General features: G+C 56.6%; 14 protein-coding genes and 1 tRNA gene. 9 read left to right on the top strand and 6 right to left on the bottom strand.

Annotated elements, in window-relative coordinates; translation table 11 throughout:
* The first annotated feature begins 108 nt into the window (after positions 1-108).
* The 5 genes from apbE to mgtE all read left to right on the top strand — a co-directional run bounded on the left by apbE (position 109) and on the right by mgtE (position 6,248).
* The gene (gene apbE, locus IM299_RS07570) at positions 109-1,164 is read left to right on the top strand and encodes an FAD:protein FMN transferase ApbE (protein ID WP_041908971.1); all 1,056 of its coding nucleotides are present in this window, start codon (positions 109-111) and stop codon (positions 1,162-1,164) included.
* A gap of 72 nt (positions 1,165-1,236) precedes the next feature.
* The gene (gene ada / locus IM299_RS07565) at positions 1,237-2,295 is read left to right on the top strand and encodes a bifunctional DNA-binding transcriptional regulator/O6-methylguanine-DNA methyltransferase Ada (protein WP_193357289.1); all 1,059 of its coding nucleotides are present in this window, start codon (positions 1,237-1,239) and stop codon (positions 2,293-2,295) included.
* Entirely contained in the window at positions 2,295-2,951 is a 657-nt protein-coding gene (gene alkB, locus IM299_RS07560; protein ID WP_041908975.1) for a DNA oxidative demethylase AlkB, read from the top strand. Before ada ends, alkB begins: the two co-directional genes overlap by 1 nt.
* Positions 2,952-3,020: 69 nt before the next feature.
* On the top strand, positions 3,021-4,664 hold the full coding sequence (locus tag IM299_RS07555) for a multidrug ABC transporter permease/ATP-binding protein (RefSeq protein ID WP_045629903.1): 1,644 nt from the start codon (positions 3,021-3,023) through the stop codon (positions 4,662-4,664).
* Between the two features lie 147 nt (positions 4,665-4,811).
* The gene (gene mgtE / locus IM299_RS07550; RefSeq protein WP_028013894.1) at positions 4,812-6,248 is read left to right on the top strand and encodes a magnesium transporter; all 1,437 of its coding nucleotides are present in this window, start codon (positions 4,812-4,814) and stop codon (positions 6,246-6,248) included.
* Here the strand turns inward: mgtE and IM299_RS07545 are convergent.
* The gene (locus IM299_RS07545) at positions 6,211-7,500 is read right to left on the bottom strand and encodes a SulP family inorganic anion transporter (RefSeq protein WP_193357288.1); all 1,290 of its coding nucleotides are present in this window, start codon (positions 7,498-7,500) and stop codon (positions 6,211-6,213) included. The two genes, mgtE and IM299_RS07545, sit on opposite strands and share 38 nt — an antisense overlap.
* A 188-nt stretch (positions 7,501-7,688) precedes the next feature.
* Between IM299_RS07545 and mqo the strand changes: the two genes are divergently transcribed.
* Positions 7,689-9,338, top strand: a complete 1,650-nt coding sequence (mqo, locus tag IM299_RS07540; RefSeq protein WP_193357270.1) for a malate dehydrogenase (quinone) — start codon at positions 7,689-7,691, stop codon at positions 9,336-9,338.
* An 80-nt stretch (positions 9,339-9,418) separates the two neighbouring features.
* Here mqo and eco read toward each other — a convergent pair whose 3' ends face one another.
* The gene (gene eco / locus IM299_RS07535) at positions 9,419-9,922 is read right to left on the bottom strand and encodes a serine protease inhibitor ecotin (protein WP_193357269.1); all 504 of its coding nucleotides are present in this window, start codon (positions 9,920-9,922) and stop codon (positions 9,419-9,421) included.
* A 209-nt stretch (positions 9,923-10,131) separates the two neighbouring features.
* Between eco and IM299_RS07530 the strand changes: the two genes are divergently transcribed.
* The gene (locus IM299_RS07530) at positions 10,132-10,392 is read left to right on the top strand and encodes a DUF2534 family protein (RefSeq protein ID WP_008500962.1); all 261 of its coding nucleotides are present in this window, start codon (positions 10,132-10,134) and stop codon (positions 10,390-10,392) included.
* A gap of 123 nt (positions 10,393-10,515) precedes the next feature.
* Positions 10,516-11,703 (top strand): MFS transporter, encoded by a 1,188-nt coding sequence (locus tag IM299_RS07525; protein WP_193357268.1) that lies wholly within the window; start codon positions 10,516-10,518, stop codon positions 11,701-11,703.
* Positions 11,704-11,740: 37 nt separating this feature from the next.
* Here IM299_RS07525 and IM299_RS07520 read toward each other — a convergent pair.
* The 3 genes from IM299_RS07520 to IM299_RS07510 all read right to left on the bottom strand — a co-directional run bounded on the left by IM299_RS07520 (position 11,741) and on the right by IM299_RS07510 (position 13,897).
* Positions 11,741-11,817 (bottom strand) — tRNA-Pro (locus tag IM299_RS07520).
* Positions 11,818-11,889: 72 nt separating this feature from the next.
* Entirely contained in the window at positions 11,890-13,650 is a 1,761-nt protein-coding gene (yejM, locus tag IM299_RS07515; protein WP_028013888.1) for an LPS biosynthesis-modulating metalloenzyme YejM, read from the bottom strand.
* 19 nt (positions 13,651-13,669) lie between these two features.
* Positions 13,670-13,897 carry a YejL family protein gene (locus IM299_RS07510; protein ID WP_014884596.1) on the bottom strand — a complete coding sequence of 76 codons (228 nt, stop codon included), beginning with the start codon at positions 13,895-13,897 and terminating at the stop codon, positions 13,670-13,672.
* A 134-nt stretch (positions 13,898-14,031) separates the two neighbouring features.
* On the opposite strand from IM299_RS07510, the gene yejK reads away from it, so the two are divergent.
* Positions 14,032-15,039 (top strand): nucleoid-associated protein YejK, encoded by a 1,008-nt coding sequence (yejK, locus tag IM299_RS07505; RefSeq protein WP_008500957.1) that lies wholly within the window; start codon positions 14,032-14,034, stop codon positions 15,037-15,039.
* Positions 15,040-15,089: 50 nt separating this feature from the next.
* Here the strand turns inward: yejK and rplY are convergent, their stop codons facing one another.
* On the bottom strand, positions 15,090-15,374 hold the full coding sequence (gene rplY / locus IM299_RS07500; protein WP_028013887.1) for a 50S ribosomal protein L25: 285 nt from the start codon (positions 15,372-15,374) through the stop codon (positions 15,090-15,092).
* Between the last annotated feature and the right edge of the window lie 115 nt (positions 15,375-15,489).

Genomic DNA, 15,489 nt, shown 5'->3' with positions numbered 1-15,489 from the left:
CATCGTGTGACTAAGGGGCCTGAGGGCCCCTTTTTTGTGCTTTTTTTTGGCCTCACAATGCAACCGTTTTGGTGTACTCTTGCCGCCCTGGCATGAGGATAATAATGAATGGACATGACTTTTTTACGCGCCAGCTTTCTGGCTATGCTTTTTTTCCTGACCGCGTGTGACGATTCCGCGCCCGTGGCGAAAACCGATGCACCCGCCGCGACGGTGCTCGAAGGCAAAACGATGGGCACCTTCTGGCGCGTCAGCGTGATGGGCCTGGATAAAACGCGCGCTGATGAACTTCGCGGTAAAATCCAGTCTCAGCTGGACGCCGACGACCAGCTGCTCTCAACCTATAAAAATGACTCGGCGCTGATGCGCTTCAATCTTTCCACCAGTACCTCCCTGTGGCCGGTGAGCGAAGCGATGGCCGATATCGTCACCGAATCAATGCGCGTGGGATATAAAACCAACGGCGCGATGGATGTCACCGTCGGGCCTCTGGTCAATCTCTGGGGATTTGGCCCGAACAAACAGCCGGATACCACACCCGATCAGGCGGCCATTGATGATGCCCGCGCCCGGACAGGGCTAAAGCATCTGACGGTGATCAACCAATACGGCCAGCAGTATCTGCAGAAAGACATCCCCGATCTTTTTGTCGATCTGTCGACGGTAGGTGAAGGTTACGCGGCGGATCACCTTGCCGCGCTGATGACGCAGGAAGGGATATCGCGCTACCTGGTCTCCGTGGGGGGCGCGTTAGTCAGCCGGGGCATGAACGCCAGCGGTAAACCGTGGCGCGTGGCGATTCAAAAACCGACCGATCGGCAAAACGCCGTACAGGCCATTGTGGATATTAACGGGCACGGCATCAGCACTTCCGGGAGCTACCGTAACTATTACGAGCTCGACGGGAAGCGTATTTCGCACGTGATCGATCCGCTGACCGGACGTCCCATCACGCATAACCTGGTCTCGGTGACCGTGATTGCCCCCACTGCGCTGGAAGCCGACGCCTGGGATACCGGATTAATGGTTCTCGGCCCGGAAAAAGCCAAAGAGGTGGTTCGTCAGGAAGGGCTGGCGGTTTATATGATCACTAAAGAGGACGACGGGTTCAAAACCTGGAGCTCGCCGCAGTTCAACAGCTTCCTGGTGAGCGACAAAAATTAAAAAGCAAGGTTGCGGGTTTTTTATCACTGGCACTCGGGCACGCTAAAGGTATGCTTGTAAGAGGAGCTGATGATGAAAAATCCAACCTATATGAATGATGAGGATCGCTGGCAGGCCGTTCTGGCTCGCGATCCGCGCGCTGACGATCGGTTTGTCTTTGCCGTGCAGACGACGGGGATTTTCTGCCGCCCGTCATGCCGCGCCCGTCACGCGCTGCGTAAAAACGTCTGCTTTTATCCCGATGTCCAGCATGCCGTTCAGGCAGGGTTTCGCCCGTGTAAGCGCTGCATGCCGGACAAACGCGATCCGAATCAGCAAAAGCTGGCGAAAGTGGAGCACGCCTGTCGCCTTCTGGAGCAGGATCCCGCGCTGACGCTTGAAGGTCTGGCGCAGCAGGTCGCCATGAGTCCTTTCCATTTCCACCGGCTGTTTAAGTCCGTCACCGGGATGACGCCAAAAGCCTGGCAGCAGGCGGCGCGGGGGCAGCGTCTGCGCGCGGCGCTTGCACAGGGAAACAAAATTACCGATGCCGTGCTGGCGGCAGGTTTTCCCGACAGCAGCAGCTATTACCGCAAAGCCAACGATGCGCTGGGCATGACGGCGAAGCAGTACCGCAAAGGCGAGGTGGCGGTGCGTTACGCCATCGGCGACTGTTCGCTGGGACGCTGCCTGGTTGCGGAAAGCGAGCGGGGGATTTGCGCGATACTGCTGGGCGACAACGATACCAAACTGGCAGAAGAATTTGCGACGCTGTTTCCAAACGCGGAGCATGCCCCGCAGGAAGATGCCTTTGCCCAGCGTATCAGCCAGGTCATTGCCAGTATTGATAACCACGCGGTGCCGCTGGCGCTGCCGCTGGATATACGCGGCACCGCGTTCCAGCAGCGGGTCTGGCAGGCCCTTCGTGACATCCCCTGCGGGGAAACGGCCAGCTATCAGCAGGTGGCGAAGGCGATAGGCCAGCCCAACGCGGTGCGTGCCGTCTCGGGAGCCTGTGCGGCAAACAGGCTGGCGATTGTGATCCCCTGTCACCGCGTGGTCCGCAACGACGGCGCGCTGTCGGGCTATCGCTGGGGGGCGGCGCGAAAAGCGCTATTACTGAAACGTGAGGCGAAACGCCGGGAGGGATAATGCTCGATCTTTTTGCGGATGCTGAACCGTGGCAGGAGCCGCTTGCGCCCGGGGCAGTGATCCTGCGCCGCTTTGCACTCTCCCGTGCGGCGGCATTGCTTGCCGGTATTGAAGAGGTCACGGCGGTTTCACCGTTTCGCCATATGGTGACGCCGGGCGGCTACACCATGTCGGTGGCCATGGCCAACTGCGGCGAACTGGGGTGGGCGACGAACGAACGGGGGTATGTGTATGCCCCGAACGATCCCACGACCGGCCGGCCGTGGCCTCCCATGCCTGCGGTGTTTCAGGCGCTTTGTCACGAGGCTGCCGTTGCAGCAGATTACCCTGACTTCCGGCCGGATGCCTGCCTGATTAACCGCTACGCCATCGGTGCGAAGCTCTCCCTGCATCAGGATAAGGATGAACCCGATCTGCGCGCGCCCATCGTCTCGGTATCGTTGGGTCTGCCCGCCGTCTTCCAGTTTGGCGGATTGCGCCGCAACGATCCGCTCAGGCGCATTATGCTGGAGCACGGCGACGTGGTGGTGTGGGGCAGGGAGTCACGGCTGTACTATCACGGCATCCAGCCCCTGAAGCCCGGGGTTCATCCCCTCACTGGCGAGTACCGCTATAATCTGACTTTCCGTCAGGCGGGATTGAACAAACAAAAATAAGAATTATTCTTGATGTCCGCTCAGGGCAGTTTACACTGCTGGCTGATTTTTATTGTCCGGATTGCCTGCATGCAACTACTTCTTCTTGTCTGGCGTCAGTACCGCTGGCCCTTCATTGCCGTAATGGCCTTAAGCCTTGCCAGCGCGGCGCTGGGTATTGGCCTGATCGCGTTTATAAACGTGCGGCTGATCGAAATGGTCGATACCTCACTCTCGGTTCTGCCGGAGTTTCTCGGCCTGCTGCTGCTGTTGATGGCGGTTACGCTCGGCTCTCAGCTGGCGCTGACCGCGCTCGGCCACCATTTCGTTTTCCGCCTGCGCAGCGAGTTCATCAAGCGGATCCTCGACACGCAGGTTGAGCGCGTGGAGCAGCTCGGCAGCGCCTCCCTGCTGGCGGGGCTGACCAGCGACGTGCGCGCGATTACCATCGCGTTTGTCCGCCTGCCGGAGCTGGTGCAGGGGATCATCCTGACCTTTGGCTCGGCGGCCTATCTCGCCTGGCTTTCGACCAAAATGCTGGCGGTGACCGCGGTGTGGATTGCCATCACCATCTGGGGCGGTTTCGTGCTAGTGTCGCGCGTCTATAAACACATGGCGGTCCTGCGCGAAACGGAAGATAAGCTCTATAACGATTACCAGACGGTACTGGAAGGGCGCAAAGAGCTGACCCTCAACCGCGAGCGTGCCGAGCATATCTTTAATAACCTCTATGTCCCGGACGCGCGCGAATACCGGCACCACATTATTCGCGCCGATACCTTCCACCTGAGCGCGGTGAACTGGTCCAACATTATGATGCTGGGCGCCATTGGCCTGGTATTCTGGATGGCGAACAGCCTGGGCTGGGCGGACACCAACGTGGCGGCGACCTACTCGCTGACCCTGCTGTTCCTGCGTACGCCGCTGCTCTCAGCCGTCGGCGCATTGCCCACCTTGCTAAGCGCGCAGGTGGCGTTTAACAAGCTTAAGAAGTTCGATCTGGCGCCATTTAAGGCTGAATTCCCGCGCCCGCAGGCCTTCCCGAACTGGCAGACCCTGGAGCTGCGCGACGTGACGTTCCGCTATCAGGACAACGCCTTCTCCGTGGGACCGGTCAACCTAACGATTCACCGCGGCGAACTGCTGTTCCTCATCGGCGGCAACGGTAGCGGAAAATCCACGCTGGCGATGTTGCTCACCGGACTTTACCAGCCGCAGTCGGGCGAGATCCTGCTGGACGGTAAGGCGCTGAGCGCGGAGAAACCTGAGGATTACCGCAAGCTTTTCTCAGCGGTATTCACCGATGTCTGGCTGTTTGACCAGCTGCTGGGGCCGGAAGGGCAGCAGGCCAATCCGGCGCTGGTTGAGAAATGGCTTGCGCAGCTGCAGATGTCGCACAAGCTGGAGCTCCAGGACGGCAAAATCCTGAACCTCAAGCTCTCTAAGGGGCAGAAGAAGCGCGTGGCGCTGCTGCTGGCGCTGGCGGAAGAGCGTGACATCATCCTGTTGGATGAATGGGCGGCAGATCAGGACCCGCACTTCCGTCGCGAGTTTTATCAGGTGCTGCTGCCGCTGATGCAGGAGATGGGCAAGACCATTTTCGCCATCAGCCACGACGATCATTACTTCATTCACGCCGACCGTCTGCTGGAGATGCGCGACGGCAGGCTGAGCGAGCTGACCGGCGACGAGCGCGATGCGGCGTCGCGTGACGCGGTGGCGCGCACGGCCTGATGCCCTCACTCTAACCCTCTCCCACGGGGAGAGGGGATAATCGTGGCCGTAATGCCGCTTTTTTCTCCATCCCGCCTCGCTGTTTATTCTTATTTACATATCCTCGCGCTATGCTTAGTCTCAACTCATTTAATGGATTTATGATTGATGTCGGTATTAAAGAAAAACAGCGCCAGGCAGCGTGACCAGGAACGTGCGCGACTCATCTGGCTTCTCACGACCGATAAAGCGGTCACGTCTACGCTATTAGGCAAACTGACTCTGGCTGAGCAATATGATGTCGGCACCTTAGCCGACGATATTGCTGAGGTAGGTGCGCTGGTTGCTCATTTACCGCCGCCGGATCTGGCGGATACCCTGGAAGCGCTTCCTTCGGAAGAGCGTCACGCCCTCTGGCGCCTGGTACAGGATCACGAGCGCGGCCAGGTTCTGCTTGAAGCCTCGGAAAACGTCTGGGATGACCTGATCGACGAGATGAGCGATCGGGATATCCTCGACGCCCTGCAAACCCTGGATATCGACGAGCAGATTTACCTTGTACAGCATCTGCCGCGTAACCTGACCGGCCGCCTGCTGGCCTCTCTGCCTGCCGATGAACGTGCGCGTGTGCGTCAGGTGATGCACTACGAGAAAAACAGCGTCGGCGCGATCATGGAGTTCGGCGTTATCACGGTACGTCCGGACGTCACGCTCGGTACCGTGCAGCGCTACCTGCGCCGCCTGGGCAAAATGCCGGACAACACCGATAAGCTGTTTGTCACCTCGCGGGATAAAACCCTGCTCGGCGAGCTGGAGCTGAAAACCATCCTGCTCAACAGCGCCCAGCAGCGGGTGAGCGAGGTGATGGAAAACGAGCCGATGGTCTTCTCCCCGGAAGACGATGCGGAAAAAGCGGCGCGTACCTTTGAACGTGATGACCTTGTGAGTGCGGCGGTCGTAGACTCCGTTGGCAAGCTGATGGGCCGTCTGACCATCGATGAAATCGTTGACGTGGTTTATGAAGAGACCGATAATGACCTGCGCGCGCTAGGCGGGATCAGCGCCGAAGATGACGTCCACGCCTCCGTCGGTAAGGCGGTGAAAACCCGCTGGGCCTGGCTGGCTATTAACCTGTGTACCGCCTTCATCGCTTCCCGCGTGATTGACGGCTTTGAACACACCATTTCGCAGCTGGTGGCGCTGGCCTCGCTGATGCCGATTGTGGCCGGAATTGGCGGCAACACCGGAAACCAGACCATCACCATGATCGTCCGCGCGCTGGCGCTGGAAAATATTCAGCCCGGTAACTTCGCCTTTCTGATCTTCAGGGAAATGGGCGTGGCGCTGATTAACGGCCTGGTATGGGGCGGCATTATGGGCGGCATCACGTGGTGGCTGTATGACGATATGGCCTTAGGCGGCGTGATGATGCTGGCGATGGTGCTAAATTTGCTGGTGGCATCGATGATGGGCGTCATTATCCCGCTGACGATGACCAAACTGGGGCGCGACCCCGCGGTGGGGTCGAGCGTGATGATCACCGCCATCACCGATACCGGCGGTTTCTTTATTTTTCTTGGGCTGGCAACGATTTTTCTGCTTTAACCCGACGCTTAATGCGGGCGGGGATCAGTGCCATGACGATAATCCCGCCCAGCACGCCAACCGCCAGGTTGCCGGTTGATACCGTGGCGGCTACCGTCACCAGCATCACCACCGTTTCGGCAATCGGGGCTTTTTTTATCGTGGCGGGCTGAAGGCTGTGCCAGCTGAAGGTTTTGACGGCAACAATCGCCATAATCCCCGCCAGCACCGCCATCGGGATTTTGGCCATCACTTCGCTGAGTGCCGTCACCAGGAGCAGCAGCACGATGCCCGCCGCAATGGTTGAAATGCGGCTTCGTCCTTTTCCCATCTCCACGTTAACGATGGTTTGTCCGATCATCGCGCAGCCCGCAATGCCACCGTAGAGCCCGGCCATGATATTCCCCACGCCCAGCCCGATGCTCTCGCGACGCTTGCTGGAGGGCGTAACCGTCAGTTCATCCACGAGTTTTGCCGTCAGCAGGGACTCCAGCAGACCGACGAAGGCAATACTCAACGCGCACGGCCAGATAATGTTCAGCGTCTGTAAATTAAGCGGCACCAGCAGCTCGGTAAATCCAGGCAGACCGCCAGTCATTGAGCCTTCATCACCGACAGTCGGCAGGATCTGACCGGTGGTGACGGTGAAAAGGGTTAACAGCACAATCGCAATCAGCGGGGAAGGGACGCTTTTAATATAGCGCGGCACCCACAGCACAATCAGCAGCGTCAACACGAACAGGCCCACAATCAGCGGGCTTCGGCTCCAGAAATGCGGCACCTGAGCGAAGAAAATCAAAATGCCAAGGGCGTTAACAAATCCGGTCATCACCGACTGGGGAATAAAGCGCATCAGCCTTGCCATGCCCAGCACGCCAAACAGAATCTGGATCACGCCAGCCATCAGCACGGCGGGAAGAATGTACTGTACCCCGTGCTGATGCACCATCGGGCCAATCACCAGCGCTACGGAACCGGCCGCAGCCGTGACCATCGCCGGACGACCGCCCAGCACGGAGAGAGCAAGACACAGCACCACGGAGGCGATCAGGCTGACCTTCGGGTCAACGCCCGCCACCACGGAAAATGAGATCACTTCGGGGATCAGCGCCAGAGCGGTAATCACGCCCGCCAGCGTTTCACGCGCCAGTTGTTTAGGGGAGTGCAGCACGCTGGCTACACTGACTTCAGGGGATACGGCAGAATGAGGTAAGGACATAACAGTTCGCTGGTTAGGGCAGGCTTCCGTGCGCGCGATCACAAAGTGCAGCATAGTAGCCATAAATTCCTCCTTATACCAGTTGCGCGCCGCAATTCCCTACAAACAATCCATCATTAAATTTCACAATTACAATAATTTCGTAACCTTTAAACAATATTTAAAAGTTGTTACCGTGCCCACGCAGCTTTTTTCACCTGCAATTTCCACGCATCAAGCACTTTTACACTAAGGCATAAATTATGAAAAAAATGACTGCCATGCTCTTTTCTCTGGCCGTCGGGCTCAACGCCGTCTCAATGGCAGCGAAAGCAGACGAACCAAAAGAGCAGGAAACGGACGTCCTTTTAATTGGTGGCGGCATCATGAGCGCCACGCTGGGAACCTATCTGCAAGAACTGCAGCCGGACTGGTCCATGACCATGGTCGAGCGCCTCGATGGCGTGGCGCAGGAGAGTTCGAACGGTTGGAATAACGCTGGTACGGGCCATTCGGCACTCATGGAACTGAACTATACGCCGCAGAAAAAGGACGGTTCCATTAGTATCGAGAAGGCGGTAGAGATCAACGAAGCGTTCCAGATCTCGCGTCAGTTCTGGTCCCACCAGGTCAACAGCGGCGTGATGCACGACCCGCACTCCTTCATCAATACCGTGCCGCACATGAGCTTTGTGTGGGGCGAGCAAAACGTGAATTTCCTGCGCGCGCGCTACGCTGCGCTGCAGCAGAGCACCCTGTTCCGCGGGATGAAATACTCCGAAGACCACGCGCAGATTAAAGAGTGGGCGCCGCTGGTCATGGAAGGCCGTGACCCGAACCAGAAAGTGGCGGCGACCCGTACCGAAATTGGCACCGACGTGAACTACGGCGAAATTACCCGTCAGCTGGTGGCGTCCCTGAAGAAGAAAGATAACTTCAATTTGCAGCTCAGCACCGAAGTGCGCGGCTTTAAGCGCAATGCGGACAACAGCTGGAGCGTGACGGTTGCCGATCTGAAAAACAATGAAGCCGAGCACGTCATTAAGGCGAAATTTGTCTTCATCGGTGCGGGCGGCGCGGCGCTGAAGCTGCTGCAGGAGTCCGGTATTCCTGAAGCTGACGACTACGCGGGCTTCCCGGTCGGCGGCCAGTTCCTGGTGTCCGAGAACCCGGAAGTGGTGAACCGTCACCTGGCAAAAGTGTACGGTCAGGCTTCCGTCGGTGCGCCACCGATGTCCGTCCCGCATATCGATACCCGTATGCTTGACGGTAAACGCGTGGTGCTGTTCGGACCGTTCGCGACCTTCTCCACGAAGTTCCTGAAAAACGGCTCCCTCTGGGATCTGCTGAGCGCGACCACCACCTCTAACGTCAAACCGATGATGGACGTGGGCCTGGATAATTTCGACCTGGTGAAATACCTGATTAGCCAGGTGATGCTTTCTGATGAAGAACGCTTCGAGGCGCTGAAAGAGTACTATCCGCAGGCGAAGAAAGAAGACTGGCGTCTGTGGCAGGCGGGTCAGCGCGTGCAGATCATCAAGCGCGATCCGAAAGAGGGCGGCGTGCTGCGTCTGGGTACCGAAGTGGTGAGCGATAAGGATGGCACGATTGCCGCGCTGCTGGGTGCGTCACCGGGTGCATCTACCGCTGCGCCAATCATGCTGCACCTGATGGAAAAAGTGTTTAAAGACAAAGTTGCCAGCCCGGAATGGCAGGCGAAGCTGAAAACCATTATTCCATCCTACGGCACGAAGCTGAACGGTAACGTGGATGCGACGGAACAAGAACTGGAGTACACCAGCCGCGTGCTGCAGCTGCAGTACGTGAAGCCGCAGGCTGCGGATGCTGCGCCGAAGGCGGAGCTGAAGCCTCAGCCGGAAAACAAGCCGGTTGCGGATATCGCGCTGTAAGGTAAAAGCAAAACGGTAACATCTGTTACCGTTTTTAGTTTAGCAGGTCGGGTAAAGCGAAGCCGCTACCCGACTTGTTTTTAACGTACTACCGCTTGTCCGACCGTCTCTTCTGCCTTCCACACGCGATATTTTACTTCCACGTTTTCAGGCGTATATACCACGATCGGCAACTTGCTGTTGTAGCGCAGCAGGCTGTGGTCGCCCAGATAGGCCGTCACAAATTTCTTCTCTTTTTTGCCGTCCGGGCAGGCCATCATGGTAGAGACCGGAGAGGTCACTTTATCAAAGACGTAATAGTCATAGCCCCAGCCTTCCAGAGTTTTGCTTTCCAGCTGGCCGCCCAGACGATGCTGATTGCAGTCCACTTCCAGCGTCTTGCCAATTAACAGTTCGACTTTGTAATTCGCTTCGTCCTGCTGAACCGGCAGTTGAATCACCTGACGCTTCATGCCTTTTTCCGCTTGCGGATAGGGTGCAACTTTTTCCAGCGGCTGCGCTTTTTGGGCGTCGCTGGCGAAAGCGCTGGTGCTGACGCACGCGGCGGCGAGAAGCGCGATGGCAAATTTAGGTGCGTTTTTCATTGTCATTCCTTTATGTCAAAACGGTCCTGAACAGACTAACATAATGAGCATGAATGATTGGTGTGATTTACTTACATTTTCATTATATGCAGCGTAATAAACTTATAATTAACCGTTTTGGCAGGTGTTTGTACTGGTGTGGAGTGTGACGGGCGTTCGTGTTATTTTAGTCCATCGATAATGTTATTCATCTGTGAAAGGGAAGAGAGATGGTTCGTGCAAAACTGAAAACACCTGAAGGCCGCAAGTTCCTCCTGGCGCTACTCGTCGTGTTTATGATTGCTGCCGCGTGCGTCGGGCGGGCCACCATTGTTGGCGTCATTGAACAGTACAACATTCCTCTCTCCGCCTGGACCACCAGCATGTATGTGCTGCAGTCGGCGATGATCTTCGTTTACAGCCTTGTCTTCACCGTTCTGCTGGCCATTCCGCTGGGCATTTTCTTCCTGGGCGGACGTGAAAAACACTGAGCATTCACCTGCTATAGGAAGCCAGCCTGCGGGCTGGCTTTTTTATATGTGATGATATTTATTCGCATTTCTAGGGTATTCTGTGTCGAACAAGGTTGTTCGACATAAAGCAGGAGATGTTCAATGTTATCCCGGTTTGCAACGCTCAGCCGGATCCCGAAAGGCGTCTGGGTTGTGGGTGGGGTCAGTATGCTGATGGATATCTCCTCGGAGATCATTCACAGCCTGCTGCCGCTCTTTATGGTCACGACGCTGGGAGCCAGCGTGATTTTCATTGGCTTGATTGAAGGCCTGGCTGAAGCCACCGCGCTGTTTATCAAAGTTTTTTCCGGTGCCATCAGTGACTACCTGGGTAAACGTAAAGGACTGGCGGTGCTGGGCTACGGTCTTGGCGCGCTGAGTAAGCCGTTGTTCGCTATCGCCTCTTCGTCGGGCATGATTCTGGGGGCACGCTTAATCGACCGGGTAGGGAAGGGGATCCGGGGGGCGCCGCGCGATGCGCTGGTCGCTGACGTTACGCCGCCGGAACTTCGCGGCGCGGCCTTTGGGCTGCGTCAGTCGATGGATACCGTCGGCGCATTTCTCGGGCCGCTGCTGGCCGTAGGCTTAATGCTGCTGTGGAACGATGATTTCCGCACGATTTTCTGGATTGCGGTGATCCCCGGCGTCCTCGCCGTTGCACTGCTTTTTTTCGGCCTGCATGAGCCGAAAACGCCCGTCGAACATAAACGCACGAACCCCATCAAAAAAGAGAACCTCAGGCGTCTCGGGAAAGGCTGCTGGTGGGTCATTGGCCTGGGCGCCATCTTTACGCTCGCACGTTTCAGTGAAGCCTTTCTTGTCCTGCGCGCACAGCAGTCGGGGGTGCCGCTGGCGCTGATCCCGCTGGTGATGGTGGCCATGAATTTGCTCTATTTCCTGTCAGCCTATCCGTTTGGCAAGTTATCGGACGGGATGAGCCACACCCGACTACTGCAGTGGGGCCTGGTGATGCTGATTGGGGCAGATATTGTGCTGGCGCTAAGCACCCACTGGGCTGGAATGCTTTTGGGCGTTGCGCTTTGGGGAGTGCATATGGGGATGACGCAGGGGCTGCTGGCGGCAATGATCGCAAAAACAGCTCCTGCGGATCTGCGCGGTACCGCCTACGGCATTTTTAGTCTGGTCAGCGGCGTGGGATTGTTAGTCGCCAGCCTGGGCGCCGGGGCCATCTGGGAAACGTTTGGCGCGGAATATACGTTTTATGCCGGAGCCGTGATTTGTCTGGTTACGCTGATGTACCTGCGCAAAACACCGGACGAGGTAAAATAAAAAACCAGCCGTAAGAGGCTGGTTTTCAATGTGTTTTTGGTCGGCACGAGAGGATTTGAACCTCCGACCCCCGACACCCCATGACGGTGCGCTACCAGGCTGCGCTACGTGCCGACGCATAGAAAGAATACTACTCGATTCCGTTTCGAATGCAAGGGAATCCGTCGCTAACTGGTTTATTATTAATCAGTTAGCGATGAAGCGCTTCTCATCCGTCAGAACCTGTAACAGCAGGCTAAGCTGTGGTTTCTGGTCCTTCAGCCGTTCACCCTGCAGATTATAGGTCTGATAGTTCCCGTTGCTATTCAGCACCAGCGTCAGCTTCGGCGTGGTCACCACCAGCGTGTTGCCGTCAGCTGCAGTCACCCAGTTATGGCGGCGCGTGGCGCTGAAGAGATCCTGCCCCTGCGAATACTCGTTTGCTGGCGTACTGACGTGCAGCAGGCGCTGCATTAGGGTCGTCATGACGTCTTTATGTTCTGTGAGCATATTGATGCGCTGCGCCGGCGTTCCCGGCCAGTGGATCACCAGCGGAACATGCAGGTTTGGACGTGACCAGCTCATGCTCTTCGTCTCGTCGCCTAACGGTACGCCATGCCCCGCGGTCACGATCACGACCGTGTTATCAAGCTTGCCTGATTCACGTAGCGCGTCAAGCACGCGGCCAATCTGTGCGTCAACATCGCTGGCCGCGCGGCCGTAGCGGCGCGCAAAGCCTGCCTGGTTGCTGTCGTTAAGCGTTGTGCCGTTAAAGGCCACCCACGAGAACCAGCGGTTATCTTCCTGCGCGTAGCGCTGCAGCCAGTTTATCCACTGGTTTGCGGTCTGGGCATCAGACTGGCTCTGCGCGGCAGGCAGTGAGAAATCAGAGAGCAGCGCCTGGCGGTACAGTGAACTGTTGAAGCCGTCCGATGAGAACAGCCCTAACTGATAGCCCTGCTGATTAAGCCCGGTGATCAGCGCCGCAGGAATGCGCGCAGACAGCACGCCGTCCATGTATCCGGCAGAAATGCCATAGAACAGGCCAAAGATACCCGCATCGGTTGAGTTACCTGAACTCATATGCTGGGTAAACGACACGTTCTGACTCGCGAAATCGGCCAGCGCAGGCATCTGCTTCTCGTAACGAGAATAGTTGAGGCCATCGACGGTAATCAGCAGGACGTTTTGCCCGCGACCCATATCGCGATAGCGAAGATCGCTCAGTGGATACTGCACGCTAACCGCTTCCGGATTACCCTGTTCGACCAGACGGCGCTGGTACTCCTGGGCATCAAGCAGGCCATGTTTCTCAAGGAAACGACGGGCCGTCATCGGATAAGAGAGCGGCAGGTTAGCGCGCTGCATGGTAATAGGGCGATAGAAGTTCGCATCCGCCCAGATATACATGAGGTGCGAACTGATAAATGAGACGAAAAAGAGCGCGGCGACGGGCTTCGCGTAATGGCGGCGTCGGGTCAGGCTGCGGAGCTTTTGCCAACTCCAGGTGGCAAACAGCATCTCGATCAACAGGATCACCGGGACGCTGATGAACATCAGTTGCCAGTCGCGGGCCGTTTCGTTCTGGTCGGGGTTGATCACCAGTTCCCAGACGATAGGGTTGAGATGCAGGTGGAACCGGGTGAACACTTCACTGTCGATAAGCAGCAGCGTCATCCCCACCGTCGCAAGGATTGCGGACAAGAACCGCATCAAACGCTGCGACATGACGATAAACGTCAGAGGAAACAGGATCAGCAGATAGGTGGCGAATACCAAAAAGCTAAAGTGACCAACAACGCTTATCCAGGAGTAGATACGCCCGGTTAGCGTTGTGGGCCAGTCTGCGACAAACAGATAACGACAGCCAATTACCGTCGCTAGCAGAATGTTGAACAGGGCAAACCAGTGTCCCCAGCTGACCATCTGGGAGACTTTTTCACGGTAGCGCTGACGATTCGTCACCATAAACTGTTGTTCGTTTCCCTTAATGGGCCTGGTCGTTGCTGACGGATGACTGTAACGCCTGGGCGAAAGATTTGGCGATCGCCTGACGCTGAGCCGGAGCAACGCTGGTGTTGATAAGGTTGGTGACCATATTTCCCAAAACCATCAGGGAGAGATCGGTCGGCGTTTTATGTTTTTCCAGTACGTTGACCAGCTCACTGAGCAGTTGTTCAACGTGTTCATCACTGTAGCGGGAATGTTGTGGCATAAATCAAAATCAGTTTGTTGATGAAAGGGCAACATATTACCGTAGCAACAGCTTTTTTTCCCCTTTTTTATCTGTTGTTGCACACATGTCCTGGTGGTGGTTGAATACCGCCCGGTCTAAAAGGAGAGTTTATCATGAGTCTGGAAATCAACCAGATTGCCTTGCACCAGCTTATCAAGCGTGATGAGCAAACCCTTGAAGTGGTGCTACGCGATTCGTTACTGGAACCCACGGCAACCGTTGTGGAAATGATGGCAGAGCTGCATCGCGTCTACAGCGCTAAAAATAAAGCCTATGGTCTGTTCAGTGAAGAGAGTGAGCTGGCCGATAGCCTGCGCCTGCAGCGTCAGGGCGAAGAGGATTTCCTGGCGTTTAGCCGCGCGGCAACCGGGCGTCTGCGCGACGAGCTGGCGAAATATCCGTTCGCCGACGGCGGTATTGTCCTGTTCTGCCACTATCGTTACCTGGCGGTCGAGTACCTGCTGGTTACCGTGCTGAATAACTTAAGCAGCATGCGCGTGAACGAGCAGCTGGACATCAGCTCAACGCACTATCTGGATATCAACCATGCGGATATTGTGGCGCGCATTGATTTGACCGAGTGGGAAACTAACCCGGAGTCGACCCGCTACCTCACCTTCCTGAAGGGGCGGGTGGGCCGCAAAGTGGCGGATTTCTTTATGGACTTCCTCGGTGCCAGCGAAGGCCTGAACGCCAAAGCGCAGAACAAAGGGCTGCTGCAGGCCGTTGATGACTTCACGGCGGAAGCGCAGCTCGATAAATCTGAACGCCAGACCGTACGTCAGCAGGTTTACAGCTACTGCAACGAGCAGTTGCAGGCCGGGGAAGAGATTGAGCTGGAATCCCTGTCAAAAGAGCTGGCGGGCGTCAGCGAAGTGAGCTTCCAGGAATTCACCGCGGAGAAGGGCTATGAGCTTGAGGAGAGCTTCCCGGCGGATCGCAGCACGCTGCGTCAGTTAACCAAATTTGCCGGCAGCGGCGGTGGGTTAACCATCAACTTTGACGCTATGCTGTTGGGAGAACGCATCTTCTGGGATCCGGCCACCGATACCCTGACCATCAAAGGTACGCCGCCGAACCTGCGCGATCAGCTTCAGCGCCGCACGTCTGGCGGTAAATAGCAGCCATAAAAAAACCCCGCCGAAGCGGGGTTTTCTCGACAGGTTTGCGATTACGCGCGAACGAAGTCGATGTGAGTCAGTTTTGGCTTGAACGCGTGACGCTGAACAGCCTGAACCTTCACTTTTTCTTCTTTACCGCCAACAACGATGGTCAGAACTTCGCTGTAGAACTCAGCTTTGGTCTGCATGTTCCACACTTTGTCGTGATCCAGTTCGATAGCAACTGGAGCAGCTTCGCCACCGTAAACGATAGCCGGGAACTTGTTAGCGTTACGCAGGCGGCGGCTCGCACCCTTACCCTGCACGTTACGTACTTCTGCTTCGATAGTGAACATTGATTTCTCTCTGTATTTAAAACCCTACTACAGGCGACCCAGCAGCAGGTGAGTGTTCTGCCCCACGGATGTGAAGCGGGCGGCATTTTATACTCAAATGCCCCGCACATCAATG

This window comes from Enterobacter cloacae complex sp. P47BA, assembly GCF_014930485.1.
GTDB classification, from domain to species: Bacteria; Pseudomonadota; Gammaproteobacteria; order Enterobacterales; family Enterobacteriaceae; genus Enterobacter; species Enterobacter bugandensis.
This window is presented reverse-complemented; position numbering and strand designations above follow the sequence as displayed.

Bases quoted from the DNA above. Each gene is read 5' to 3' on its own strand.
- mgtE (WP_028013894.1), top strand. From the start codon at position 4,812: ATGTCGGTATTAAAGAAAAACAGCGCCAGGCAGCGTGACCAGGAACGT.
- rplY (WP_028013887.1), bottom strand. From the start codon at position 15,374: ATGTTCACTATCGAAGCAGAAGTACGTAACGTGCAGGGTAAGGGTGCG.
- IM299_RS07525 (WP_193357268.1), top strand. From the start codon at position 10,516: ATGTTATCCCGGTTTGCAACGCTCAGCCGGATCCCGAAAGGCGTCTGG.
- yejM (WP_028013888.1), bottom strand. From the start codon at position 13,650: ATGGTGACGAATCGTCAGCGCTACCGTGAAAAAGTCTCCCAGATGGTC.
- yejK (WP_008500957.1), top strand. From the start codon at position 14,032: ATGAGTCTGGAAATCAACCAGATTGCCTTGCACCAGCTTATCAAGCGT.
- IM299_RS07510 (WP_014884596.1), bottom strand. From the start codon at position 13,897: ATGCCACAACATTCCCGCTACAGTGATGAACACGTTGAACAACTGCTC.
- ada (WP_193357289.1), top strand. From the start codon at position 1,237: ATGAAAAATCCAACCTATATGAATGATGAGGATCGCTGGCAGGCCGTT.
- apbE (WP_041908971.1), top strand. From the start codon at position 109: ATGGACATGACTTTTTTACGCGCCAGCTTTCTGGCTATGCTTTTTTTC.
- alkB (WP_041908975.1), top strand. From the start codon at position 2,295: ATGCTCGATCTTTTTGCGGATGCTGAACCGTGGCAGGAGCCGCTTGCG.
- eco (WP_193357269.1), bottom strand. From the start codon at position 9,922: ATGAAAAACGCACCTAAATTTGCCATCGCGCTTCTCGCCGCCGCGTGC.
- mqo (WP_193357270.1), top strand. From the start codon at position 7,689: ATGAAAAAAATGACTGCCATGCTCTTTTCTCTGGCCGTCGGGCTCAAC.
- IM299_RS07545 (WP_193357288.1), bottom strand. From the start codon at position 7,500: ATGCTGCACTTTGTGATCGCGCGCACGGAAGCCTGCCCTAACCAGCGA.
- IM299_RS07555 (WP_045629903.1), top strand. From the start codon at position 3,021: ATGCAACTACTTCTTCTTGTCTGGCGTCAGTACCGCTGGCCCTTCATT.
- IM299_RS07530 (WP_008500962.1), top strand. From the start codon at position 10,132: ATGGTTCGTGCAAAACTGAAAACACCTGAAGGCCGCAAGTTCCTCCTG.